Below are 23,482 nucleotides of genomic sequence, written 5' to 3' on the forward strand. Positions count from 1 at the left end.
GATGACAGGCCTGCCTTCATTGCCTTGAGTCGAACGGATACGGCTGTTTCCAGCGTTCGAAGATGGGCTTCAATTCGCCGCTTTTCACCAGTTGATCCATGCGCTGGTCGTAGATCGACATCAGTGCACGGGCCTGAGGGGTGTCGGCGAAGCCGAGGTACAGCGGCAACTCCGCCAGATGCGAATAACGGTATTGCGAGGGGTCGGACGCATTTCTCACAACCGCTTCGATTTCCGTCAGCGCGTCGATGTAGTAATCCGCCCGCCCCTGCTTGAGCATCGACAGAATCCCGGTGCGGCGTTCGATCTGGTTGTAGCGCTTGATGTTCGGCAGGTAGGTCTCGTATCGATAACCCCGCACCCAGGCCAGCCGGTATTTGCCGAGAGTGGCCTCGGTCGGTGCCGGGTTGCTGGCCAGGCCCAGTGCGTAGATGTGATCGGAATCGAAGTTCCATTTGGGATACAGAACCTGCTCGGCCTCCCCGCGATAGGAGCCGACCAGTGCGTCGACCTCCTTCAACTGCACCAGCCCCACCGAACGGGTGTACGGCACGGTGCGGATATCCAGAGTCACGCCGGCGGGTTCGAACACCTTGCGCAGGACATCCCAGCCCAGGCCGTGGCCATCGGCGGCGGTGTAATCTTCCCAGTCTTCGCTGGCCAGGTGAATGACCGACGGCGGCGCATCCTGTGCATGGGCAACAGCACCCAGCAGGATAAAAATCAGTATCGCCAACCCGCGTCGAGCCATCCCTGTGTCCCTCATCCACGCCTTGAAATCAGGCGAAAATCCACACCAGACCCTGCATCGCCAGCCAGGCGAACACGCCCGCCAGCACGTCGTCGAGCATGATGCCGACGCCACCATGCACATGCCGGTCGATCCAGCGGATCGGCCACGGCTTGAGGATGTCGAAGAAGCGGAACATCAGGAACCCGGCGAGCAACCAGTACCAGCCTTCCGGCACCAGCCACAGGGTGATCCACATCCCGACCATCTCGTCCCAGACGATGCCCTCGTGGTCGTGTACCCGCAGATCGTCGGCCACCTTGCCGCACAGCCAGAAGCCGAACAGCATGGTGATCCCGAGCATCAGCCAGTAGCCCCAGTCGGGCAACATCTGCCACAACGGAATAAAGGGTAGCGCAACTAACGAGCCCCACGTGCCCGGCGCTTTCGGCAAGGTGCCGGAACCGAAGCCGAATGCAATGAAATGCCAGGGATTGCGCCAGACCGACGGCGGAACGAATTCGCCGGGAACCTGTTTCGGGTGATCTGTCACGGTGACTCCTGAAAATGTTGATAACCCCGGATTTGCGGGGTGATGTCATGCCCTTCGCGGTCCAGCAGCACCACGCCCTGCCCCTCTGCCACACGCCCGATCACGTGGATCGGCCAGCCATCGGCCAGCAGCGCCGGCAATTCGACGGACGGCAAGGTAAAGGCCAGCACGTAATCATCGCCACCGCTCAACGCCGCACGTTCGGCGCCGCGCTGACCAAGAAACGCCACCAGCGCGTCCGACAGCGGCACGCGCTCGCGTTCGACTTCGAGGCGAACCTTCGAGGCCAGTGCGATGTGGCCGCAATCGGCGAGCAGGCCATCGGAGATATCCAGCGCCGAGGTGGCCTTGCCACGCAGGGCCTGACCGAGGGCGAGTTGCGGTTGCGGCGACCAGTAGTGATCGAGCAGCGGCTGGGCGATGTGAGGCTCGGCGTCACGCTGCCCCAGCACCAGCGGCAAGGCCCCGGCGGCATTGCCCAGCTCACCGCCGACACACAGCAAGTCGCCGCGCTGCGCGCCGCTGCGGGTCAGGGCCTTTCCGGCCGGAACACGACCGAATACGGTGACGGTGAGGCTCAACGGCCCGCGCGTCGTGTCACCGCCGACCAGCGCCACGCCGCAGCCCTGCGCCATACGGTTCAAACCGCGGGCATAGGCTTGCAGCCAATCGGCAGTCACCGTCGGCAAGGTCAGGGCAAGGGTAAAGGCGACGGGCGTGGCGCCCATGGCAGCGAGGTCGCTGACCGCCACGGCCAGCGAGCGCTGACCGAGCAGAAACGGATCGCAGGGATCGGCGAAATGCACGCCGGCCACCAGCGTATCGGTGGAGATCGCCAGCTGTTCCCCGGAAGGAACCGCCAGCAAGGCGCAGTCGTCGCCGATCCCCAGTGCAACGCCCTCGCCGCCCTGCGCACAAGGCGCGGCGGCGAAGAAATTGCGGATCAGCTCAAACTCGCCCATGAGGTATCAAGCGCGTTTTAGCGCTTGAACGCCTTCACTTCAGCTTCACGCAGGCGTGGTGCCAGCTTGTCGAGCACGCCGTTGACGAACTTGTGGCCGTCGGTGGAACCGAAGACCTTGGCCAGTTCGATACCTTCGTTGATCACAACGCGGTACGGCACGTCGACGCGCTTGAGCAGTTCCCAGGTGGACAGGCGCAGAACCGCCAGTTCAACCGGATCCAGCTCTTCGATCGCCAGGTCCAGGCAAGGCTTGAGCGCGGTGTCGATTTCGGTGCGGTTGGCCGGAACCCCGTGGAGGATTTCGCGGAAATACGCGCCGTCGACATCGGTGAAATCGTTATCGACCCGGAACTGCGCTTCGATCTCGTTCAGCGAAGCCTTGGCCATGTGCCATTGATACAGGGCCTGAGTCGCGAGCTGACGGGCTTCGCGGCGCTTGGCGCTTTTCGATGGCTTGCCGGCATCCGCAGGTTTCGGATCGCGCGGGTTGAAACGATCGCTATCGTCGCTAATCACTTGGCCTCCAACTGCGCCAGCAGGCTGACCATTTCCAGAGCGGACAGGGCAGCTTCAGCACCTTTGTTGCCGGCCTTGGTGCCGGAACGTTCGATGGCTTGCTCGATGGAATCAACGGTCAGGACGCCGAAAGCGACCGGTACGCCGAACTCCATGGACACCTGGGCCAGGCCCTTGGTGCATTCGCCCGCCACGTATTCGAAGTGCGGAGTGCCGCCACGAATGACCGCGCCCAGGGCGATGATTGCTGCGAACTCGCCTTTCTGGGCGACTTTTTGCGCAACCAGCGGGATTTCGAAGGCGCCAGGTGCGCGGATGATGGTGATGTCGCTTTCGCTCACGCCGTGGCGAACCAGGGCATCAACTGCACCGCTGACCAGGCTTTCAACCACGAAGCTGTTGAAACGGCCCACTACCAGAGCGTAGCGGCCTTTAGGGGCGATGAAGGTACCTTCGATGGTCTTCAGGGTCATTCGTCAGATCTCTTAAAGAGCCGGGACGCGTCTGTTTCGCGTCCCTCAGTGATTTATTTGCCGCGAATTCGGGTCCGGAAACAACCGGTCATTATTCGGAGGGCACGTATTCTACAACTTCCAGATCGAAACCGGATATCGCATTGAACTTCATCGGTGCCGACATCAGGCGCATTTTGCGCACACCGAGGTCACGCAGGATCTGCGAACCGGCACCGACGATGCTGTAGGTGGTCGGTTTTTTCACCGCCGCCTGATCGCCGGTTTCGCGGATGTGCGCCAGCAGCACGTCGCCATCGAGCGGGTGACCGAGCAACAGCACCACACCGCTGCCGGCCTCTGCGACCGCAGCCATGGCGGCGCGCAGGCTCCAGCGGCCCGGCTGCTTGACCATCAGCAGGTCGCGCAGCGGGTCCATGTTGTGCACGCGAACCAGGGTCGGCTCTTCGGCGCAAACGGTGCCCAGGGTCAGTGCCATGTGCACGTCGCCTTCCACGGAATCACGATAGGTCACCAGGTTGAATTGGCCCAGTTCGCTGTCCAGCGGCTGCTCGGCAATCCGCTGAACGGTACGTTCGTGGATCATCCGGTAGTGAATCAGGTCGGCAATGGTGCCGATCTTGATGTTGTGTTCGGCCGCGAAAGCTTCCAGTTCGGCGCGACGGGACATGGTGCCGTCGTCGTTCATCACTTCGCAGATCACGCCGCTCGGTTCGAAACCGGCCATGCGCGCCAGGTCGCAGGCGGCTTCGGTGTGGCCGGCGCGGGCCAGGGTGCCACCGGCCTGGGCCATCAACGGGAAGATGTGGCCAGGGCTGACGATGTCTTCGGCTTTCGCGTCTTTCGCCGCAGCCGCCTGCACGGTGCGCGCGCGGTCAGCGGCGGAGATGCCGGTGGTCACGCCTTCGGCCGCTTCGATCGACACGGTGAACTTGGTGCCGAAACCGGAACCGTTGCGCGGCGCCATCAGCGGCAGCTTCAGGGTTTCGCAGCGCTCGCGGCTCATCGGCATGCAGATCAGGCCACGGGCGTGCTTGGCCATGAAGTTGATGTGCTCGGCCTTGCAGCATTCGGCGGCCATGATCAGGTCGCCTTCGTTCTCGCGATCTTCGTCATCCATGAGGATGACCATCTTGCCTTGGCGGATGTCTTCAACCAGTTCTTCGATGCTATTGAGCGCCACAAGGCACCCCCTTCAGTCAGGATTTGAGGTAGCCGTTGGCGGCCAGAAAGCTTTCGGTGATGGTACCGCCAGGCTTTTGTGAAGAGTCAGGCTCAGCGGCCCTGTCGCCCATAAGCAGACGCTCCAGATAACGCGCCAGCAAGTCGACTTCCAGGTTCACCCGGCGACCTGGCTTGTAGGACGCCATGATGGTTTCGCTCAGGGTGTGCGGAATGATCGTCAGCAGGAATTCGGCGCCATCGACCGCGTTCACGGTCAGGCTGGTGCCGTCGACGGTGATCGAGCCTTTGTGGGCGATGTACTTGGCCAGCTCTTTCGGCGCGCGGATGCGAAATTCCACGGCGCGGGCATTGTCGCTGCGCGAGACCACTTCGCCGACACCGTCGACGTGACCGCTGACCAGATGCCCGCCGAGACGGGTGGTCGGGGTCAGGGCTTTTTCCAGGTTGACCGGGCTGCCGCTTTTCAGGTCATTCATGGCGGTGCAGTCGAGGGTTTCGCGACTGACGTCGGCGGCAAAGCCGTCGCCCGGCAATTCAACCGCGGTCAGGCACACGCCGTTGACCGCGATGCTGTCGCCGAGTTTGACGTCGCTCAGGTCGAGCTTGCCGGTTTCGACATGCACCCGCACATCACCACCCTTTGGGGTCAGTGCGCGGATACTGCCGATGGATTCGATGATGCCGGTAAACATGGGGTTCTCCTTGAGAACGAAGCCAGCGCTAACACGATGGCCGGGAATTATACGCTCGCCGATGAGACAGGGATTGCAGTGACTCGCCAGTCATCGCCAACCGCGCGAATTTCAGTGATTTTCAGCTCCGGCGCATCCTTCATATAGGCTAGCGGCCAGTCCAGCAGCGGGCGCGCCGTGGAGCCGAGGAACTTGCCGGCGATGAAGATCACGAACTCGTCGACCAGACCAAGCCGGGCAAACGCGCCGGCCAGTCGCGGGCCGGCCTCGACCAGCACTTCGTTGACGCCACGATTGGCCAGCTCGATCAGCAATTGGCGCAGATCGACCTGACCGTCATCACCCGGCACGATCAGGCATTCCGGGCCATGGGCGTACTGTTCTTCGATGGCCACGCAGGTGGCAACCAGCGCCGGGCCGGCCTTGAAGAACGGCGCATCCAGCGGCACTCGCAGGCGTCCGTCGATCAGCACCCGCAGCGGTGGACGGCTCAGGGCCAGCGCGGTTTGTTCAGCATTCAGCCCCAGCTCATCGCCGCGCACGGTCAGGCGTGCGCCATCAGCCAGCACCGTGTCGGCGCCGGTCAGCACCACGCTGGCCTGGGCGCGCAGACGCTGCACCGCCGAACGCGCAGCAGGGCCGGTGATCCACTGGCTCTCGCCGCTTTCCATCGCGGTGCGACCGTCGAGGCTCATGGCCAATTTGACCCGCACGAACGGCAAGCCGTGTTCCATACGTTTCAGAAAACCTTGATTGAGCTTGCGGGCTTCGGCTTCCAGCACACCGCTTTCAGTGGCGATGCCGGCATCGGCCAGACGCTGTAGTCCGCGCCCGGCGACTTGCGGATTCGGATCGCGCATTGCCGCGACCACCCGACCCAAACCGGCATTCACCAACGCATCGGCGCACGGCGGTGTACGACCGTGGTGGCTGCAAGGTTCGAGGGTCACGTAAGCCGTGGCGCCCCGGGCCAGTTCACCGGCGGCGCGCAGGGCGTGGACTTCGGCGTGGGGTTCGCCGGCACGTTCATGCCAGCCTTCGCCGACAATCTGCCCGTCGCGCACGATCACACAGCCTACTCGTGGATTGGGATGGGTCGTGTAATGCCCCTTGCGCGCCAGCTCCAGGGCCCGGGCCATGAAGTGGGCGTCGAGGATGGCCTGTTCGGCGGCGGTGGTCATTCTTTCACCGGTTCACGGGCGAGGCGGTCGATCTCTTCGCGGAACTCGTTGAGGTCCTGGAAGCGGCGGTACACGGAAGCGAAACGGATGTAGGCGACTTCATCGAGCTTTTGCAGCTCGGCCATCACCAGTTCGCCGACCACGAGGGATTTGACCTCGCGCTCGCCGGTGGCGCGCAGCTTGTGTTTGATATGGACCAGCGAGGATTCGAGACGCTCGACGCTCACCGGACGTTTCTCCAGGGCGCGTTGCATGCCGGCGCGGAGTTTTTCTTCGTCGAACGGCTGGCGGCTGCCGTCGGTTTTGATCAGGCGCGGCAACACCAGTTCGGCCGTCTCGAACGTCGTGAAACGTTCGCCGCAGGCCAGGCATTCACGCCGGCGGCGCACCTGTTCGCCCTCGGCGACCAGACGCGAGTCGATGACCTTGGTGTCGTTGGCACCGCAGAAGGGACAGTGCATGGTGGCTGGCAACAAAAAAAGGGAGGGCCATGGTAGCGCATCCCGGTGGCAAGACAAGCCATAGGCTTTGCGGTATACAGACTGCCATGATCGTTTGATCCATGGATTTCATTTTGACGGAGCCACCAATGTCGCTACGACCGCTCGTTTTGCTCAGTGTTTTCGCCCTGCTGGTGGCCTGTGGCAGCGATAAGCCCAAGCCGCAGCCGCCAGCGCCGGGCCCGGCGCCGCAACAGGCGCAGAAAAAGGCCAAGGAAGCAGCCGACCTCGGCCCGCTGCCCGCGTATCAACGGGAACTGAGCGGCACCCTGCAAGGCGTGCCGGCGGGCGCCGAAGTCGAACTGGCGCTGCTGGTGATCGACGAGAAAGGTCGCCCGCAACAATTGCTCGCCAGCTCCAGCCTGATCGGCAACAACCAGGTTCTGCCATTTCGCCTGCGCTTCAATCCTGATGCCTTCCCGGTCGGTGCGCGGGTCGAACTGCGTGGTCGCGCCACACAATCCGGCCAGTTGATCCTGCACCTGCCGTCGCAGACCATCAGCCAGCCGACCACCCAGGCCCTGGGCCAGCTGCAGTTTGTCAAAGCGCCATGAATGCACCGCTGGACCTGCAGCAGGCGCTGGGCGAACTGCTCGGCGACGCCCGGCTGGTGGCCTGCCCGCTGCCGGACACTGACCTGAAACTGTGGCTGATCGACGGCGACAACATGGCTCGCGAATTCAGCCCGGACGAAACCCGGCGGATCCTGCACGAGCCGCCGTACTGGAGTTTCTGCTGGGCCAGTGGTCTGGCGGTCGCGCGTTATCTGGCGGAATTCCCCAAGTGGGTCCGTGGCAAGCGCGTACTGGATTTCGGCGCCGGTTCCGGGATCGCCGGGATTGCTGCCGTGAAGGCCGGCGCGCTGGAAGTGGTGGCCTGCGACCTCGATCCGCTGGCGATTGCCGCGTGCCGGGCCAACGCCGAACTCAATGACGTGCAGATGAGCTATTCCACGGACTTCTTCGCCGAGGCGGATCGCTTCGATCTGATCCTGGTGGCCGATGTTCTGTACGACCGGGAAAACCTGCCGCTGCTCGACGCCTTTCTCAGTCGCGGCCGGGAGGCGCTGGTGGCGGATTCACGGGTCAGGGATTTCCGTCACCCGCTGTACCGGCGCATTGAAATGCTCGAAGCCATGACCCTGCCGGATCTGGCCGAACCCGAAGAGTTTCGCCATGTCAGCCTCTACCACGCGGCCCGCGCCTGACCGTATAGTTGCCCCATTCACGCTTTTACGAGATACCCCATGAGTCAGCAAACGCCGTACATCTTCGACGCCACGACGGCCGACTTCGACCAGTCGGTGATCGAGGCTTCCTTTCAAAAACCGGTGCTGGTGGATTTCTGGGCCGAATGGTGTGCGCCGTGCAAGGCGCTGATGCCGATGCTGCAAGGCATCGCCGAGAGCTATCAGGGCGAACTGCTGCTGGCCAAGGTCGACTGCGACGTCGAGCAGGACATCGTCGCCCGCTTCGGTATCCGCAGCCTGCCGACCGTGGTGCTGTTCAAGGACGGTCAACCGGTGGACGGTTTTGCCGGGGCCCAGCCAGAGTCTGCCGTGCGCGCCCTGCTTGAACCTCACGTAAAAATGCCACCGCCGGCAGCGGCTGATCCGTTCGAGCAAGCCCAGGCGCTGTTCGACGAAGGCCGTTACGCCGATGCCGAAGCCGCTCTGGTGGTGATGCTCAACGAAGACAACACCAACGCCAAGGCGCTGATCCTGTATGCCCGTTGCCTGACCGAACGCGGTGAACTGGGTGAAGCGCAAACCGTGCTCGACGCGGTCAAGAGCGACGAACACAAGGCTGCACTGGCCGGTGCCAAGGCGCAGATCAAGTTCCTCGGCCTGGCCCGTGACCTGCCGGATGCCGCCGACCTGAAAAGCCGTCTGGCGCAGAATCCGCAGGACGATGAAGCGGTGTATCAACTGGCGATCCAGCAACTGGCCCGCCAGCAATACGAAGCGGCGCTGGACGCCTTGCTCAAGCTGTTCATCCGCAACCGCAGCTACGGTGAAGGCCTGCCGCACAAGACCTTGCTGCAAGTGTTCGAACTGCTGGGCAACGATCACCCGCTGGTGACCGCTTACCGGCGCAAGGTGTTTGCCGCGCTTTACTAAGCGCTTACTCGATCCAGCTGTAGAGCGGCGTGTCCCCGCCGCTCGCCACTTTCACATCCGCCGAATGCCGCAGGCGCACCAGCAGGCGTTTGCCCGCCGCCGCGCTGCCGGTCAGTCCTTCAAGCTGATCCAGCAGTTCCGGCCCGCTGAGTTGCCCGGCCTTGCGCAGCAAATCCCTGGCGACCTGCCACAACGCGTCATCCTGATTGACCGGCTTCGCCACAGGCGCCGTCGCTGCTGCTTGCGGTTGGGCCGTTTGCACCTGCACGCCAAACTGCGAACCGAGCCGCGCCCAGTCGCTTTCATCCAGTTCCAGAGTCAAATCCACCGGCATCTCACCGACGGTTCCGCGTATCCGCAACATAACTTCGCTCCCGCACTTTTCTGACCTGCATGCTCCCATGGGACTTGTGTAACGCCAAGCGGGCGGGCAAACTCTGCGCACTTTCGTTATAAGATTACATAACAAACTCTTCACTTTACTTCCCGGAGTTCGCCATGCGTCGTCTGCTGCTCGCTTTGCCGTTTGCCCTGTTGCCGCTGGCCGTCGCCCAGGCTGCCGATGAGCACGATCATGATCACGAACATGGCAGCCTCGGTGCCCACGAGCATGGCGTCGGTCGCCTGAACGCGGCGCTCGACGGCCAGACCCTGGAGCTGGAGCTGGAAAGCCCGGCGATGAACCTCGTGGGCTTCGAACACGTCGCCACCAGCGATGCCGACAAGGCCAAGGTCGCTGCCGCCCGTGCACAGCTGGAAAAACCTTTGGCGCTGTTCAGCCTGCCGGCCGCCGCCGGTTGCAAAGTCGCCAGTCAGAAACTGGAAAGCCCGCTGTTCGGTGACAAGCCGGATGCCGACGATCACGACGACGATGACCACGACGAAGACGCCAAGGGCGGCGAAGCGCATCACCACGATCACAGCGAAATCCACGCTCACTACCAGTTCACCTGCGCAGCTCCGGGCGCCTTGACTACTCTGGATCTGGCAAACATTTTCAATACCTTCCCGGCGACCCAGAAAATTCAGGTACAACTGATCAGCCCGAACGGCCAGCAAGGCACGGAAGTGACGGCCAAATCCGCCGCCCTGAAATTCTGATCACGAACCGGCACCATGACCCAAGCACTCATCGAACTGTCCGACCTGGGCTTCAACTGGCCCGGTCACCCGCCGCTGCTGGACATCCCGGCGTTTCGTCTGGAACCGGGTGAAACCCTGTTCCTCAAGGGCCCCAGCGGCAGCGGCAAGACCACCCTGCTCGGCCTGCTCGGCGGGGTGCAGAAGCCCGGTCGCGGCAGCATTCGCCTGCTCGGCCAGGAACTGACCGAACTGGGTGCCGGCGCTCGCGACCGTTTTCGCGTCGATCACACCGGCTACATTTTCCAGCAGTTCAACCTGCTGCCATTTCTCTCGGTGCGCGAGAACGTCGAGCTGCCCTGCCACTTTTCGAAGCTGCGGGCAGACCGTGCAAAGCAACGCCACGGCAGCGTCGATCAGGCCGCCGCCACCCTGCTCGCCCACCTGGGTCTGAAGGACGAAGGCATTCTCGGGCGCCGCGCCGATTCGCTGTCGATCGGTCAGCAGCAACGGGTCGCTGCTGCACGTGCACTGATCGGTCAGCCGGAACTGGTGATCGCCGACGAGCCGACCTCGGCGCTGGATTACGACGCCCGGGAAAACTTCATTCGCCTGTTGTTCGCCGAGTGCCGTGAGGCCGGTTCGAGCCTGTTGTTCGTCAGCCACGACCAGAGCCTGGCGCCGCTGTTCGACCGTCACCTGTCCCTGGCCGAACTCAATCGCGCCGCCACGTCTGCCGAGGTCTGAGATGTATCTGTTCCGTCTGGCCATGGCCAGCCTCGCCAACCGCCGTTTCACCGCCCTGCTTACCGCTTTCGCCATCGCCCTCTCCGTCTGCCTGCTGCTGGCGGTGGAGCGGGTGCGCACCGAAGCCAAGGCCAGTTTCGCCAGCACCATCAGCGGCACCGACCTGATCGTCGGCGCCCGTTCCGGTTCGGTGAACCTGCTGCTGTATTCGGTGTTCCGCATCGGCAACGCCACCAACAACATCCGTTGGGACAGCTTCGAACACTTCGCCAGCAACCCGAAGGTGAAGTGGGCGATCCCGATGTCCCTCGGCGACTCCCATCGCGGCTACAGGGTGATGGGCACCACCGAAGCCTATTTCGAGCATTACCAGTACGGTCGTCAGCAGCACCTGGAACTGGCCGACGGCCGCGCCTTCGCTACCGATCCGTTTGAGGTGGTGCTCGGTGCCGAAGTGGCCGAGGCGCTGCATTACAAACTCGGCGACAAACTGGTACTGGCCCACGGCGTGGCGGCGATCAGTCTGGTCAAGCACGATGACAAACCGTTCACCGTGGTCGGCATTCTCAAGCGCACCGGCACCCCGGTGGACCGCACGTTGCACATCAGCCTCGGCGGCATGGAGGCGATCCACATCGACTGGCACAACGGTGTGCCGGCCCGTGGCAACGGGCGGATCAGCGCCGATCAGGCGCGCAACATGGACCTGACGCCGCAGGCGATCACTGCGTTCATGCTCGGCCTCAACAGCAAGATTTCCACCTTCGCGCTGCAACGGGAAATCAATGAATTCCGTGGCGAACCGATGCTGGCGATCCTGCCGGGCGTAGCCTTGCAGGAACTCTGGAGCCTGATGAGCACCGCTGAAAAAGCGTTGTTCGTGGTTTCGCTGTTCGTGGTGCTGACCGGGTTGATCGGCATGCTCACGGCGATTCTCACCAGCCTCAACGAGCGTCGTCGCGAGATGGCGATTCTGCGCTCGGTGGGCGCACGGCCGTGGCACATCGCGAGCCTGCTGGTGCTGGAAGCCTTTGCCTTGGCACTGACCGGGGTGATCGCCGGGCTGGCGTTGCTGTACATCGGCATCGCTGCGGCACAGGGTTATGTGCAGGCCAATTACGGCTTGTATCTGCCGCTGGCATGGCCAAGCGAGTATGAATGGACGCTGCTCGGTGGCATTCTGGCTGCCGCGCTGCTGATGGGCAGCGTGCCGGCCTGGCGCGCGTATCGCCAATCATTGGCCGATGGCCTGTCGATCCGTTTATGAGGATGTTCACCATGCCCCGCGCTGTCCTTGCGCTGCTGATGCTGGTCGCCCTGCCCGTGTGGGCAGCGGCACCGAAAGACCTGACCTGGTCGGAGATGATCCCGCCGGACGCGGCGCCCGAGGTGCCGAACATGACACCGCTGCACGACCTGTCGAAGATGAGCGATGCACTGTCCGCCGAATCCGCGCCAGCGGCGAAACAGGACATGCCCAACGCGCCGGTGGTGCAGAGCCTCGATGGGCAGAACATCCGCCTGCCGGGCTACATCGTGCCGCTGGAAGTCAGCGAGGAAGGCCGCACCACGGACTTCCTGCTGGTGCCGTATTTCGGTGCCTGCATCCACGTGCCGCCACCGCCGTCGAACCAGATCGTGCATGTGAAAAGCGAAGTCGGCGTGAAACTCGACGAGCTGTATCAGCCGTACTGGGTCGAAGGGCCGTTGCAGGTCAAGCCGTCTACCAGCGAGCTGGCGGATGCCGGGTATCAGATGGATGCGGACAAGATTTACGTCTATGAGCTGCCGGAGTAAATCCGGCAATCAGTTATAGCCCGCCAAATCGGCTACGCGAGCAAAGGTTCCACAAAAAAACTGCCCATCACTGTTTCATTGAGCTGAGTCAAAAGACCGTATCAGACGGATTCGTACCATAGGACATCAAACATTTTTAACGTCCTTTGGGAGCTTCCATGAACAAGTCCTTGCTCAGCGCTTCGCTGTTTGCCCTCGCGCTCGCAGCCCCGCTCGCCCACGCCCACGAAGCCGGCGACATCATCGTTCGTGCCGGTGCGATCACCGTCAACCCGAAGGCCGACAGCTCCAGCGTCAAGGTCGATCAGGGTCCGCTGAGCGGCACCAACCTGGGCGGCAAGGCGACCATGAGCAGCGACACCCAACTGGGTCTGAACTTCGCCTACATGCTGACCAACAACATCGGTATCGAGCTGTTGGCCGCATCGCCGTTCGAGCATGACGTGAAGATCAAGGGCACAGCCCTGCCGGCCGCCAACGGCAAGCTCGGCACCCTGAAACACCTGCCGCCGACCCTGAGCGTCGTCTACTACCCGCTGGACGCGAAGTCGGCGTTCCAGCCGTACATCGGCGGTGGCATCAACTACACCTGGATCTACGACGAGCACGTCGGCAGCGAAGCCCAGTCCAACGGCTTCAGCAACTTCAAGGCGAAAAACTCCTGGGGCCTGGCCTGGCAGGTCGGCGCCGACTACATGCTGACCGACAACATCATGCTCAACGCCCAGGTGCGCTACATCGACATCGACACCCGCGCCACCGTCGAGAACAACGCCGTGGCTCCGGGCACTCGCGCAAAAGTGAATGTCGACGTCGATCCATTTGTGTACATGGTCGGTCTGGGCTACAAGTTCTAAGCGAGCAATCAAAGAACGTTCACGTGGTGGTGAATGAGGCTTGGTGGCGGGCAGACTCAGAACTGACGGCGATGTTACGCAATCGACCGGGGAGCAAGCTCCCTCGCTACAGGAAACAGGTTTGAAACCCGAATTCCGGCCGTGAAAAAGGCGCCTGTCAAAAGGCGCCTTTTTCATGCCCGCGAGAAGCTCAGCGACCGAGCAGACGCGCCAGGCCGACGCTCATCGGCGTTGGCGTCGGGCACTTGAAGCGCTCGAGCAACCGCCCGTTGTTCGCCCGCGAATGACGGATGTCGCCGGAGCGCGCCGGGCCGTAGCTGACGGGCGGCAGCTCACCGACCACTGCTTCCAGCGCGGCCAGCATCTGCTTGAGGTTGGTCGCCTGATTCCAGCCGACGTTCACCGCGCCGACTTGCACGTCAGGTTTTTCCAGGGCCTGCACCAGCACGTCGACCAGGTCTTCGACGTACATGAAATCACGGGTCTGCTCACCATCGCCGAACACAGTGATTGGCAAGCCTTTCTGCGCGCGTTCGCTGAAGATGCTGATCACGCCGGAGTACGGCGAGGACGGATCCTGACGCGGGCCGAAAATGTTGAAGAAACGGAAGATCGCCGGTTCCAGACCGTGCTGGCGACGATAGAAATCGAAGTAGTGTTCGCCCGCCAGTTTGTCCGATGCATAAGGCGTCAGCGGCGCTTTCGGCGTGTCTTCGTTGATCGACTCGCCCTCGCCATTGTTGCCGTAGACCGCTGCGCTGGAAGCGAACAGCACACGCTTCACGCCGGCCTCGCGCATGGCTTCGCAGACGTTGAGCGTGCCGATGAAGTTGCTCTGGTGAGTCTTCACCGGATCATCCACCGACGCCTGCACCGAAGCCACGGCGGCCAGGTGCGCGACGGCGCTGCAACCTTGCATCGCCCTGGCGACCAGCGCGGCATCGGCAACGTCGCCGACGATCAGCTCGACCTTGGGATTGTCCAGCGGCAGGTTGCTGCGTTTGCCGGTCGACAGGTCATCGAGGATCCGTACCGAATGGCCGTTGGCGAGCAACGCGTCCGTCAGGTGCGAACCGATGAAACCGGCGCCGCCAGTGATTAAAACAGGGCCTTCAGCCATGACGATAAAACCTATCCAGTAAGCCCGGGAGCGCGGCACGCCAGGCGCGCGGCTTGATCCCGAAAGTGTGCAGAATTTTCTTGCAGGCCAGCACCGCGTGTTGCGGTTCTTCAGCGGCATCCTCACGCGCGGCGTGGGCCTGGGCGGTCGGCTCTTCGATCGCCAGCGGATGCAGGCTGCGGGCCTCGGTGAGAATCGCCTGCCCCAGCGCCAGCGGTGTGGTCGCCTCGTGGCCGGCGTAGTGGTAAGTGCCCCACAGCGGCGCGGCGCAATCGAGTTGCTTGAGCACCGAGATGATCACCCGGGCCGCATCGTCGACCGGAGTCGGATTGCCGCGACGGTCGTCGGCCAGCAGCAATTCGTCCGGCTTTTCAGCGCGAGCGAGGAAACGCCCGAGTGTGCCTTCCGGGCTGTCGTCCAGCAACCAGCCGAAACGCAGCAACACATGCTGCGGGCAAGTGGCGCGTACGCTTTGCTCGATCCGCCACAGCGCCTGACCGCGCAGGCCCAACGGCACCGGCTCGTCCTTTTCGCTGTAGGCGGTGGCGCGGGAACCGTCGAATACCCGGTAGCTGGAAGGTTGCACCAGCACGATGTTGTGGTGCTGGCACAGTTCGGCCAGACGCTCGATGGCGCGTTCCTGGCCCGACAGACGGCTTTCGCTGACGGTCTCGGCCTGGAACCAGTCGAAATAGTAGGCAAGGTTGATCAGTGCATCGGGACGGGTGTCGTCGAGCAATTGGGTCAGGCTCGCGGCATCCCAGCCGTCTTCGGGCGGGCGGGGGGCGAGGAAACCGATGTCTTCCTCCGCACCGAGGCGAATCAGCGCCTGCCCAAGGGCATTTCCGCCGCCCAGTAACATAAGGCGCATTCGCATAGAGTCAGCAGGCCCAGTCTGATTGGAACGATGGCTTTAGCGACGATGCTCATGGCACCGTCGTCGATAATTGCCGGAATCGTTGCATTTTGCGGGTTTAGTGCGCAACCGTCACCCGTAAAGTGTAGATCCCCGGCGGTACTTGCAACTTCGCCCGCTCACCCGCATAACTGCAGACATGAATCTGCCCATCCCCAAGGACGCGGCCCTGGCAGGCTTTCACCCCGCCGTCAGCGCCTGGTTCAGCCGCACATTCGCGACGGTCACCACCGCCCAGGCCCGCGCATGGCCGCTGATCCGCCAGCGCCGCTCGACGCTGATCGCCGCGCCCACCGGCTCCGGCAAGACCCTCACCGCATTCCTCGCGGTGCTCGACGATCTGGTCCACCGTGGCCTGGAAACCCCGGACGGCCTGCCGGACGAGACGCTGGTGGTCTATGTCTCGCCGCTCAAGGCGCTGTCCAACGACATCCGCATCAACCTGCAGAACCCGCTGGCGGGAATCACCGAGCAGTTGCGCCAGATGGATCTGCCGCCGCTGGAAATCACCACCGCCGTGCGCACCGGTGACACCCCGCAAAAAGACCGCGCCGCCATGCGCAAAAGCGCGCCGCACATTCTGGTGACCACCCCTGAATCGCTTTACGTACTGCTCGGTTCGGAGTCCGGGCGCAAGATGCTCGGCACCACGCGCACCGTGATCGTCGATGAAATCCACGCCATCGCTGCCGGCAAACGCGGCAGCCACCTGGCCTTGAGCCTCGAACGCTTGCAGGCGCTGTGTCCTGAACCGCTGACCCGCATCGGTCTGTCTGCCACGCAAAAACCGATCGATGCGGTCGCGCGATTTCTGGTCGGCCATGAGCGACCCTGCGAAATCATCGACATCGGCCATGCGCGCCCACGGGATCTGGGCATCGAAGTGCCGCCGATGCCGTTGTCGGCGGTCATGGCCAATGACGTCTGGGAACTGGTTTACGACCGTCTCGCCACGCTGGCCCGTGAACACCGCACCACGCTGATTTTCGTCAACACCCGGCGCCTGGCCGAACGCCTGAGCCGGCACCTGAGCGAACGCCTCGGCAAACACGCCGTGGCCGCGCACCATGGCAGCCTCGCCAAGGAGTTTCGCCTCGACGCCGAGCAGCGCCTCAAGCGCGGCGAGTTGCAAGTACTGATCGCCACCGCATCGCTGGAACTGGGGATCGACATCGGCGAGGTCGACCTCGTCTGTCAGATCGCCTCGCCGCGTTCGATTGCCGGTTTTCTGCAACGAGTCGGCCGTTCCGGACACCAGGTCGGCGGCACGCCCAAAGGGCGACTGTTCGCCAACACCCGCGACGACCTGATCGAATGCGCCGCCCTGCTCGACTGCGTACGCCGGGGCGAACTCGACACCCTGCACATCCCCGAAGCGCCGCTGGACGTGCTCGCTCAGCAGATCATCGCCGAGGTCAGTTGTCAGGAATGGGCCGAAGACGATTTGCTCGCGCTGTTCCGCCGGGCCGAGCCCTATGCCCGCCTCGACGAAAAACACTATCAGGCGCTACTGACGATGCTCGCCGAGGGCTACAACGGTCGCCAGGGCATCCGCAGCGCCTACCTCCATCGCGACGCCGTCAGCCGAACCCTGCGTGGGCGGCGCGGTGCGCGGCTGACGGCGGTCACAAGCGGCGGCACGATCCCGGACAACGCCGATTACAGTGTGCTGCTGGAACCTCAGGGCCTGAACATCGGCAGCGTCAACGAAGACTTCGCCGTGGAAAGCATTGCCGGCGATGTGTTCCAGCTCGGCAACACCTCTTACCGAATCCTGCGGGTGGAAACCGGCAAGGTGCGGGTCGAGGATGCCCAGGGTCAGCCGCCGACCATTCCGTTCTGGCTCGGCGAAGCGCCCGGTCGCAGCACCGAATTGTCGATGGCCGTGGCCCGCCTGCAGGCACAGCTCGATCAACTGCTGAGCGCCAGCCCCGGCAACCTGCAACCGGCCCTCGACTGGCTGACCGCAACCCCGGGACTGGACCTGGCCAGCGCCGAACAGCTTGTGGATTATCTGGCCCGAGCCCGCCTCTCCCTCGGCGCCCTGCCGTCCCAGGACACGCTGCTGATGGAGCGGTTTTTCGACGAGTCCGGCGGCACCCAACTGATCATCCATTCGCCGTTCGGCAGCCGTATCAATCGCGCCTGGGGCCTGGCTCTGCGCAAGCGCTTCTGCCGCACCTTCAACTTCGAATTGCAGGCCGCCGCCAGCGAAGATGCCATCGTGCTGTCGCTGTCCACCAGCCACAGTTTCGAACTCGACGAGGTCTGGCGTTATCTGCACAGCAACAGCGCCGAGCACATCCTGATTCAGGCCGTGCTGGATGCGCCCTTGTTCGGTGTGCGCTGGCGCTGGAACGCCGGGGTGGCGCTGGCCCTGCCGCGCTACACGGGCGGGCGCAAAGTCGCGCCGCAATTGCAGCGGATGAAAAGCGAAGATTTGATCGCCAGCGTGTTTCCAGATCAAATTGCCTGCCTGGAAAACCTTGCCGGTGAACGGGAAATTCCCGAGCATCCGCTGGTGGAACAGACCCTCGACGATTGCCTGCACGAGGCGATGGACAGCGAAGGCTGGCTGCAACTGCTGCGGCGCATGGAGCGCGGCGAAGTGCGGCTGATCGCCCGTGACCTTCCGGCGCCCTCGCCGCTCGCGGCGGAAATCCTCAGCGCCCGGCCTTACACCTTCCTCGACGACGCGCCGCTGGAGGAGCGTCGCACCCAGGCCGTGCTGAATCGCCGCTGGAGCGATCCGCAATCCACCGATGACCTCGGTGCGCTGGACGCCGACGCGATCAACGCCGTACGTGAAGAAGCCTGGCCAACGCCGAACAACACCGATGAAATGCACGAAGCGCTGATGAGTCTGGCCTGCATCAGCGACCGCGAAGTCGAGGCCAATGCGCATTGGCGCGATTGGCTGAATGCGTTGGCCGAGACAGGGCGAGCCTGCCGATTGCAGATCGATCCCGAGCACTCGCTCTGGCTGGCACGGGAACGCCTGACCTGCCTGCAAGCGCTTTATCCACAGGCGCATTCGGCACTGCCAGCGCTACCCGGCTTCGATGAGGTCTGGACCGCCGACGATGCCTTGGTGGAAGTCATCCGCGCACGGCTGAGTGCATTCGGTCCGCTGCCGCTGGAGGCCATCGCCCGACCGCTGTCATTGCCAGCCGCACAGGTCCATCAAGCCCTCGCCCGACTGGAGCGTGAAGGCTACGTGCTGCGCGGTCGGTTCACTCCGGGGCTGACGATTGAAGAATGGTGCGAACGGCATCTGCTGGCGCGTATTCATCGCTACACGGTCAAGCGTCTGCGCCGGGAAATCGAACCGGTGGCGTTGCAGGATTTCATGCGTTTTCTGTTCGACTGGCAGCATCTGTCCCCGTCCACCCGGGGTCAGGGCAGTGCCGTGTTGCCTAAAATTGTCGGCCAATTCGAAGGTTATCCGGCAGCGGCATCGGCGTGGGACAGCGACATCCTCCCGGCGCGGCTCAAGGACTATTCACCGAGCTGGCTGGATGATCTGTGCCGCAGCGGAAAACTGGTGTGGACACGCCTCAGCGCCCGGCAGAAAACCAGCGGCACGGCGCTGCGCAGCACGCCGGTCGTGTTGTTGCCGCGCAATCAGGTCGGGTTGTGGAGTTCACTGGCCGAACAGACGCCGGTCAGCGAACTGTCGCCTAAAACACAGAAAGTCTTCGAAGCCCTCAGTCAACACGGCGCGCTGTTCTTCGATGAGCTGATTCATGAAGCGCATCTGCTGCGCACCGAACTGGAAATCGCCTTGCAGGAACTGGTCGGCGCCGGGCTGGTGAATGCCGACAGTTTTGCCGGGTTGCGGGCGCTGATCACCCCAGCGAGCAAGCGCCAGCAGCGTAGCAGTCGGCGCGGGCGCGGAGCGTTTGTCGGAGGTATGGACGATGCCGGGCGGTGGGCGCTTCTGCGTCGTGGGCCAGTTGTGGAGAACAGTCAGACAGCGTCGCCCGAAACCCTGGAACACATTGCCATGACCTTGTTGCGCCGTTACGGCGTGGTGTTCTGGCGTCTGCTGGAGCGCGAAGCCGACTGGCTGCCGAGCTGGCGAGAATTGCTGCGCACTTTCCATCGACTGGAGGCCCGCGGTGAGATTCGTGGCGGGCGGTTTGTCAGTGGCCTCGCCGGTGAACAATTCGCCCTGCCCGAGGCAATTCCCTTGCTGCGCGAAGTGCGCCGCCGGCCTCATGACGGCAGCCTGATCGCCGTGTGCGGGGTCGATCCGCTGAACCTCGCCGGCACCTTGCTGCCCGGCGCGAAAGTACCGGCGCTGGCGAGCAATCGACTGGTGTATCGCGACGGATTGCCGGTGGCGGCCGAGATTGCCGGCAAACAACAGTTCTGGGTGGAGCTGGAGCAACCCGCCATGGGCGAAATCCGCAGCAAACTGACCCGTCACTGAGTACGCGCCTGTTCCGGCAGCACCACCGAAGAATGCGCCGCCACCTCATCTTCCTGTCGTTTCGGCAACAAAACCTGCTGTGGATAAGTCTGCGCGAAATGCACCCAAGGGCTGTTATCCACAAGTTTTTTCAAACGCTGGTTGAACGCGCGGCTCACCGCGTATTGCCCGCCCGACACCGTGCGGAATTGCGCCGTCAGCACCACGCCGTTCAGGTCCATTTTGTCCACACCGAACACGTCCAGCGGCCCTTGCAGGTTGTACTTGAGGAACGGGTCTTCGCGGATCGAGTCCCCAGTCTCACGAATCAGTTCGATGGCTTTTTCGACATCGGTGTCGTAGGTGAACTGCACCGAGAAGAACGCGAACGCAAACTGCCGCGATTGGTTGGTCACGGCCTTGATCTGACCGAACGGCACCGAGTGCACGAAGCCCTTGCCGTCGCGCAGACGCAGGGTGCGAATGGTCAGGCCTTCGACCGTGCCGGCATGCCCGGAATCGAGCACCACCCAGTCACCGATCGATAGCGTGTCTTCGATGATGATGAACAGCCCGGTGATCACGTCCTGCACCAGTTGCTGCGAACCGAAACCGATGGCCAGGCCGACCACCCCGGCACCGGCCAGCAGCGGCGCGACGTTGATCCCGAGATTGGCCATGGTGGTGATTGCGCAAATCACCACCAGGATGATTTTGATCGCATTGCGCAGCAGCGGCAGGATGGTTTTCACCCGGGTGCTCGGCTGGCGCGCCGAGCGTTTGCTGACCGGCGGTTTCAGCGCTTCCTGAATCGCCGTATCGAGCACCACCCACAGCAACCACGTCACGAGGAAGATCAGGCCGATGCTGCTCAAGGCATTGCTGATCGCCCGGCCGACCGTGCTGCTTTGCGCAAAATCGATCAGCGACACGCCCCAGATCCGCCCGAGGATATCGATGAACGCAATCGCGATGACGATCCGCAGCAACGCATGCAACAGACTGAGAAAACGCTCCTTGTAGGCGCTGCTGCGCTGGATCGCCTCGGCCCGGCGTGATTTGAACAGGTGCTGCAGCACCGTGCTGAGAAACACCGTGCCGATCAGCAGCACCGTGGTGAACAGCGCGCAGCGCAGGGCTTTCTGGTTGTCCTCGCCGATGCCGATCAGATTCACTGCCGAGACCAGCACCATCAACACGATCGGCCAGTACCAAAGCCCGGAAAAGATCCGCAGCGATTCCTGCAGCGACGGTTGCTTCAGACGCTGGGCCAGCGGTCGATTGCGGATCAGATGCGCCACCGGCCGGCGCAAGCGAATCACCAGCAAGCCGAAGATGATCGACGCCAGCAGACCGGTAAACACCGCGATGCTGCTGGTGATATTGCCGCCCAATTGCCGGGCGATCTGCGGACTGGTCAGCGCATCACTCAACGCGGCGAGGAAGCCGATCAGAAATAGCGGTTTCGGGCAGTAGTCGCGGATGATCTGCACCGCGCGTCGCTTGTGGCCGGTGTTGAACATCACCACCACACACAACAGCATCGAGGTGGAAAAAATACCGCTGCTGGTGGCGTAGGCAAAACACAGCGCCAGTGCCCGACCGACCGAGGCCGGCAGGAAGTGACTGATGTACAGGGTCAACGGCAGGCAGATCAAAGCAGGCAATGTGTAGGGCAGCAAATAACCGATCAGGTCCTGGCTGCGCTGGCGGGTGCGCAGCCAGCGGCCCTCGCGCATCCGCTTGGCCAAGACGCTGCCAAGTACGGTCAACACGGCGAAGGTGCCGAGCCACACGCCGGACAGCATCATGAAGTCCCCGGCCACACTCCATCCCGAGCGATCTGACGGCTGATTGACCAGCCTGTCGACTTCATCCGCCGCGCGGTCGGCACGCAGACGCCAGGCATCGACCAGATGCTCGTTGAGATCGAGTTTGTCCTGCACGTCGTCGATGCTGGAACTGATGGCGCCGAGCAGTCCGCCCTGCACCAATGGCTCGGGCTCGGCGGCTTTTGCGGTGGCTGCCGGGACGCCCGGCAATGTGGCGGCCTGCAGCATTTGGCCGCCGGAAAACAGCAGCGCCCCCAATAGAATTGCGATCCTGAACCTGGTCAAAACGCAGAGCTCCCTTGGTTGAACCTGTAAGGAACTGATCGGTTTTTGCTCGGCAAAGTTCAAGAACGCCTAAAAGGCGGCTTTTGATCTTTGCTCTCAGGTCAAATATCAAATGCCCATCCCTGTATTTTTCGTTCCCCACCAAACCCCGACACTGCGCTCCATTCAATCCTCTACCGGAGTGCCGTCATGCCCATTGCCTTGCTCGCGCTGACTCTCAGCGCATTTGCCATCGGGACGACCGAGTTCGTCATCGTTGGCCTGCTTCCCACCATCGGCGCCGATCTCGGCGTCAGTCTGCCGTCCGCCGGGCTGCTGGTCAGTCTCTACGCCCTTGGCGTGGCCATCGGTGCGCCAGTGCTGACCGCCCTCACCGGCAAAGTCCCGCGCAAACTGTTGCTGCTGTCGCTGATGGTGCTGTTCACCCTCGGCAACCTGCTGGCCTGGCTGGCGCCGAGTTATGAATCGCTGGTGCTGGCACGGATCGTCACCGGTCTGGCCCACGGCGTGTTCTTCTCCATCGGTTCGACCATCGCCACCAGCCTGGTGCCCAAGGAAAAAGCAGCGAGTGCGATTGCAATCATGTTCACCGGCCTGACCGTGGCACTGGTCACTGGCGTACCGCTGGGCACGTTCATCGGTCAGCATTTCGGCTGGCGCGAAACCTTCCTCGCCGTGTCGGCGCTTGGCGTCATCGCGTTCATCGGCAGCTTGCTCTACGTGCCGAAAAACATTGCCCACAGCAAACCGGCTTCGCTGCTGCAACAGTTGCAGGTGCTCAAGCAACCGCGCCTGCTGCTGGTCTACGCCATGACTGCCATCGGTTACGGCGGCTCGTTCATCGCCTTCACTTACCTGGCGCCGATTCTTCAGGACATCTCGGGCTTCAGCGCCGGCACGGTCAGCCTGGTGCTGCTGGTGTACGGCGTGTCGGTGGCCGTCGGCAATATCTGGGGCGGCAAACTGGCGGACAAACGCGGACCGATCAGCGCCCTGAAAATCATCTTCGCCCTGCTCGCCGCCGTGCTGTTCGTGCTCACCTTCACCGCCGGCAACCCGTGGCTGGCACTGGCCACCGTGCTGGTCTGGGGCGCCGTCGCCTTCGGCAACGTGCCAGGCCTGCAGGTGTATGTGGTGCGTCAGGCTGAACATCACACGCCGCAAGCGGTGGATGTGGCGTCGGGGCTGAATATTGCCGCGTTCAACCTGGGGATTGCCGGGGGCGCCTGGGGTGGCGGGCTGATTGTCGAGCACATCGGCCTGATTCATACCGCATGGATCGGCGGGCTGGTGGTACTGGTGGCATTGGCCCTGACCGCGTTGAGCGGTCGCCTCGACCGACTGGGCCCGGTGTATGCCGAACCTGTTGAAGGCTCCACCCGCGTCGTTGCCGGCCACTGATCCGGCGAATACCGACCGTCCGTAGTCCCGTCGAAACTTTCCCGAACCGCCCGCAGTCACCAACAGACAGAGGCGGTACGAGGACTTTCGACGGGAGAACGGCATGACAGCGATTCACAT

Annotated in this window: 23 protein-coding genes; 10 read left to right on the plus strand and 13 right to left on the minus strand. The window is 63.0% G+C overall.

Annotated features, from left to right (window positions below):
• Positions 1–16: 16 nt before the first annotated feature.
• The 9 genes from AC07NR_RS26915 to nrdR all read right to left on the minus strand — a co-directional run bounded on the left by AC07NR_RS26915 (position 17) and on the right by nrdR (position 6,755).
• A complete protein-coding gene (locus AC07NR_RS26915; RefSeq protein WP_495079842.1) occupies positions 17–751 on the minus strand; it encodes a substrate-binding periplasmic protein in 735 nt (244 codons plus the stop codon).
• Between the two features lie 28 nt (positions 752–779).
• Entirely contained in the window at positions 780–1,283 is a 504-nt protein-coding gene (locus tag AC07NR_RS26920; protein WP_065259550.1) for a phosphatidylglycerophosphatase A family protein, read from the minus strand.
• Positions 1,280–2,245, minus strand: a complete 966-nt coding sequence (gene thiL, locus AC07NR_RS26925) for a thiamine-phosphate kinase (RefSeq protein WP_423204394.1) — start codon at positions 2,243–2,245, stop codon at positions 1,280–1,282. The genes AC07NR_RS26920 and thiL overlap by 4 nt, the downstream gene beginning before the upstream one ends.
• A 17-nt stretch (positions 2,246–2,262) precedes the next feature.
• Positions 2,263–2,763, minus strand: a complete 501-nt coding sequence (gene nusB, locus AC07NR_RS26930) for a transcription antitermination factor NusB (protein WP_085712321.1) — start codon at positions 2,761–2,763, stop codon at positions 2,263–2,265.
• Positions 2,760–3,236, minus strand: a complete 477-nt coding sequence (gene ribH / locus AC07NR_RS26935; protein WP_003228649.1) for a 6,7-dimethyl-8-ribityllumazine synthase — start codon at positions 3,234–3,236, stop codon at positions 2,760–2,762. The genes nusB and ribH overlap by 4 nt, the downstream gene beginning before the upstream one ends.
• Before the next feature lie 91 nt (positions 3,237–3,327).
• Positions 3,328–4,419 (minus strand): bifunctional 3,4-dihydroxy-2-butanone-4-phosphate synthase/GTP cyclohydrolase II, encoded by a 1,092-nt coding sequence (gene ribBA, locus AC07NR_RS26940; RefSeq protein ID WP_065259547.1) that lies wholly within the window; start codon positions 4,417–4,419, stop codon positions 3,328–3,330.
• A 16-nt stretch (positions 4,420–4,435) separates the two neighbouring features.
• Positions 4,436–5,113, minus strand: a complete 678-nt coding sequence (locus AC07NR_RS26945; RefSeq protein WP_495079843.1) for a riboflavin synthase — start codon at positions 5,111–5,113, stop codon at positions 4,436–4,438.
• 47 nt (positions 5,114–5,160) lie between these two features.
• Complete coding sequence (gene ribD, locus AC07NR_RS26950; protein WP_495079844.1) at positions 5,161–6,294, minus strand: bifunctional diaminohydroxyphosphoribosylaminopyrimidine deaminase/5-amino-6-(5-phosphoribosylamino)uracil reductase RibD; 1,134 nt, start codon at positions 6,292–6,294, stop codon at positions 5,161–5,163.
• Positions 6,291–6,755 (minus strand): transcriptional regulator NrdR, encoded by a 465-nt coding sequence (gene nrdR, locus AC07NR_RS26955; RefSeq protein WP_003228656.1) that lies wholly within the window; start codon positions 6,753–6,755, stop codon positions 6,291–6,293. The genes ribD and nrdR overlap by 4 nt, the downstream gene beginning before the upstream one ends.
• 128 nt (positions 6,756–6,883) lie before the next feature.
• On the opposite strand from nrdR, the gene AC07NR_RS26960 reads away from it, so the two are divergent.
• The 3 genes from AC07NR_RS26960 to trxA are packed head-to-tail and all read left to right on the plus strand — an operon-like array spanning position 6,884 to position 8,913.
• A complete protein-coding gene (locus AC07NR_RS26960; RefSeq protein WP_085712324.1) occupies positions 6,884–7,348 on the plus strand; it encodes a hypothetical protein in 465 nt (154 codons plus the stop codon).
• Positions 7,345–8,001 carry a class I SAM-dependent methyltransferase gene (locus tag AC07NR_RS26965; protein ID WP_495079845.1) on the plus strand — a complete coding sequence of 219 codons (657 nt, stop codon included), beginning with the start codon at positions 7,345–7,347 and terminating at the stop codon, positions 7,999–8,001. The genes AC07NR_RS26960 and AC07NR_RS26965 overlap by 4 nt, the downstream gene beginning before the upstream one ends.
• A gap of 39 nt (positions 8,002–8,040) precedes the next feature.
• The gene (gene trxA, locus AC07NR_RS26970; protein ID WP_102620873.1) at positions 8,041–8,913 is read left to right on the plus strand and encodes a thioredoxin; all 873 of its coding nucleotides are present in this window, start codon (positions 8,041–8,043) and stop codon (positions 8,911–8,913) included.
• 4 nt (positions 8,914–8,917) lie between these two features.
• On the opposite strand, the gene AC07NR_RS26975 is transcribed toward trxA, so the two are convergent.
• Entirely contained in the window at positions 8,918–9,277 is a 360-nt protein-coding gene (locus tag AC07NR_RS26975) for a hypothetical protein (RefSeq protein ID WP_495079846.1), read from the minus strand.
• Positions 9,278–9,411: 134 nt separating this feature from the next.
• Here AC07NR_RS26975 and AC07NR_RS26980 point away from each other — a divergent pair, with 134 nt between their 5' ends.
• From AC07NR_RS26980 to AC07NR_RS27000, 5 genes are all read left to right on the plus strand, one after another.
• Positions 9,412–10,014, plus strand: a complete 603-nt coding sequence (locus tag AC07NR_RS26980; RefSeq protein WP_495079847.1) for a DUF2796 domain-containing protein — start codon at positions 9,412–9,414, stop codon at positions 10,012–10,014.
• 15 nt (positions 10,015–10,029) lie between these two features.
• Complete coding sequence (locus tag AC07NR_RS26985; protein ID WP_085712329.1) at positions 10,030–10,740, plus strand: ABC transporter ATP-binding protein; 711 nt, start codon at positions 10,030–10,032, stop codon at positions 10,738–10,740.
• Position 10,741: 1 nt separating this feature from the next.
• Positions 10,742–12,007, plus strand: coding sequence for an ABC transporter permease (locus AC07NR_RS26990; protein ID WP_064599744.1), 1,266 nt, complete (start codon positions 10,742–10,744; stop codon positions 12,005–12,007).
• A gap of 11 nt (positions 12,008–12,018) precedes the next feature.
• Complete coding sequence (locus tag AC07NR_RS26995) at positions 12,019–12,537, plus strand: DUF3299 domain-containing protein (RefSeq protein WP_085712361.1); 519 nt, start codon at positions 12,019–12,021, stop codon at positions 12,535–12,537.
• Positions 12,538–12,695: 158 nt separating this feature from the next.
• Positions 12,696–13,394 carry an OmpW/AlkL family protein gene (locus tag AC07NR_RS27000; protein WP_085712330.1) on the plus strand — a complete coding sequence of 233 codons (699 nt, stop codon included), beginning with the start codon at positions 12,696–12,698 and terminating at the stop codon, positions 13,392–13,394.
• 190 nt (positions 13,395–13,584) lie between these two features.
• Here AC07NR_RS27000 and AC07NR_RS27005 read toward each other — a convergent pair whose 3' ends face one another.
• Together AC07NR_RS27005 and AC07NR_RS27010 are read right to left on the minus strand one after the other, a co-directional pair.
• Entirely contained in the window at positions 13,585–14,514 is a 930-nt protein-coding gene (locus AC07NR_RS27005; RefSeq protein WP_495079848.1) for an NAD-dependent epimerase/dehydratase family protein, read from the minus strand.
• Positions 14,507–15,391 (minus strand): sugar nucleotide-binding protein, encoded by an 885-nt coding sequence (locus AC07NR_RS27010; RefSeq protein WP_085712332.1) that lies wholly within the window; start codon positions 15,389–15,391, stop codon positions 14,507–14,509. The genes AC07NR_RS27005 and AC07NR_RS27010 overlap by 8 nt, the downstream gene beginning before the upstream one ends.
• Positions 15,392–15,569: 178 nt before the next feature.
• On the opposite strand from AC07NR_RS27010, the gene AC07NR_RS27015 reads away from it, so the two are divergent.
• Entirely contained in the window at positions 15,570–19,865 is a 4,296-nt protein-coding gene (locus AC07NR_RS27015) for an Lhr family helicase (protein ID WP_495079849.1), read from the plus strand.
• Here AC07NR_RS27015 and AC07NR_RS27020 read toward each other — a convergent pair.
• On the minus strand, positions 19,859–21,961 hold the full coding sequence (locus AC07NR_RS27020) for a mechanosensitive ion channel family protein (RefSeq protein WP_495079850.1): 2,103 nt from the start codon (positions 21,959–21,961) through the stop codon (positions 19,859–19,861). The genes AC07NR_RS27015 and AC07NR_RS27020 overlap by 7 nt on opposite strands.
• A 189-nt stretch (positions 21,962–22,150) precedes the next feature.
• On the opposite strand from AC07NR_RS27020, the gene AC07NR_RS27025 reads away from it, so the two are divergent.
• On the plus strand, positions 22,151–23,362 hold the full coding sequence (locus AC07NR_RS27025) for an MFS transporter (RefSeq protein ID WP_495079851.1): 1,212 nt from the start codon (positions 22,151–22,153) through the stop codon (positions 23,360–23,362).
• Positions 23,363–23,482 lie beyond the last annotated feature (120 nt).

The organism is Pseudomonas sp. GW821-FHT09C09 (genome assembly GCF_059418105.1).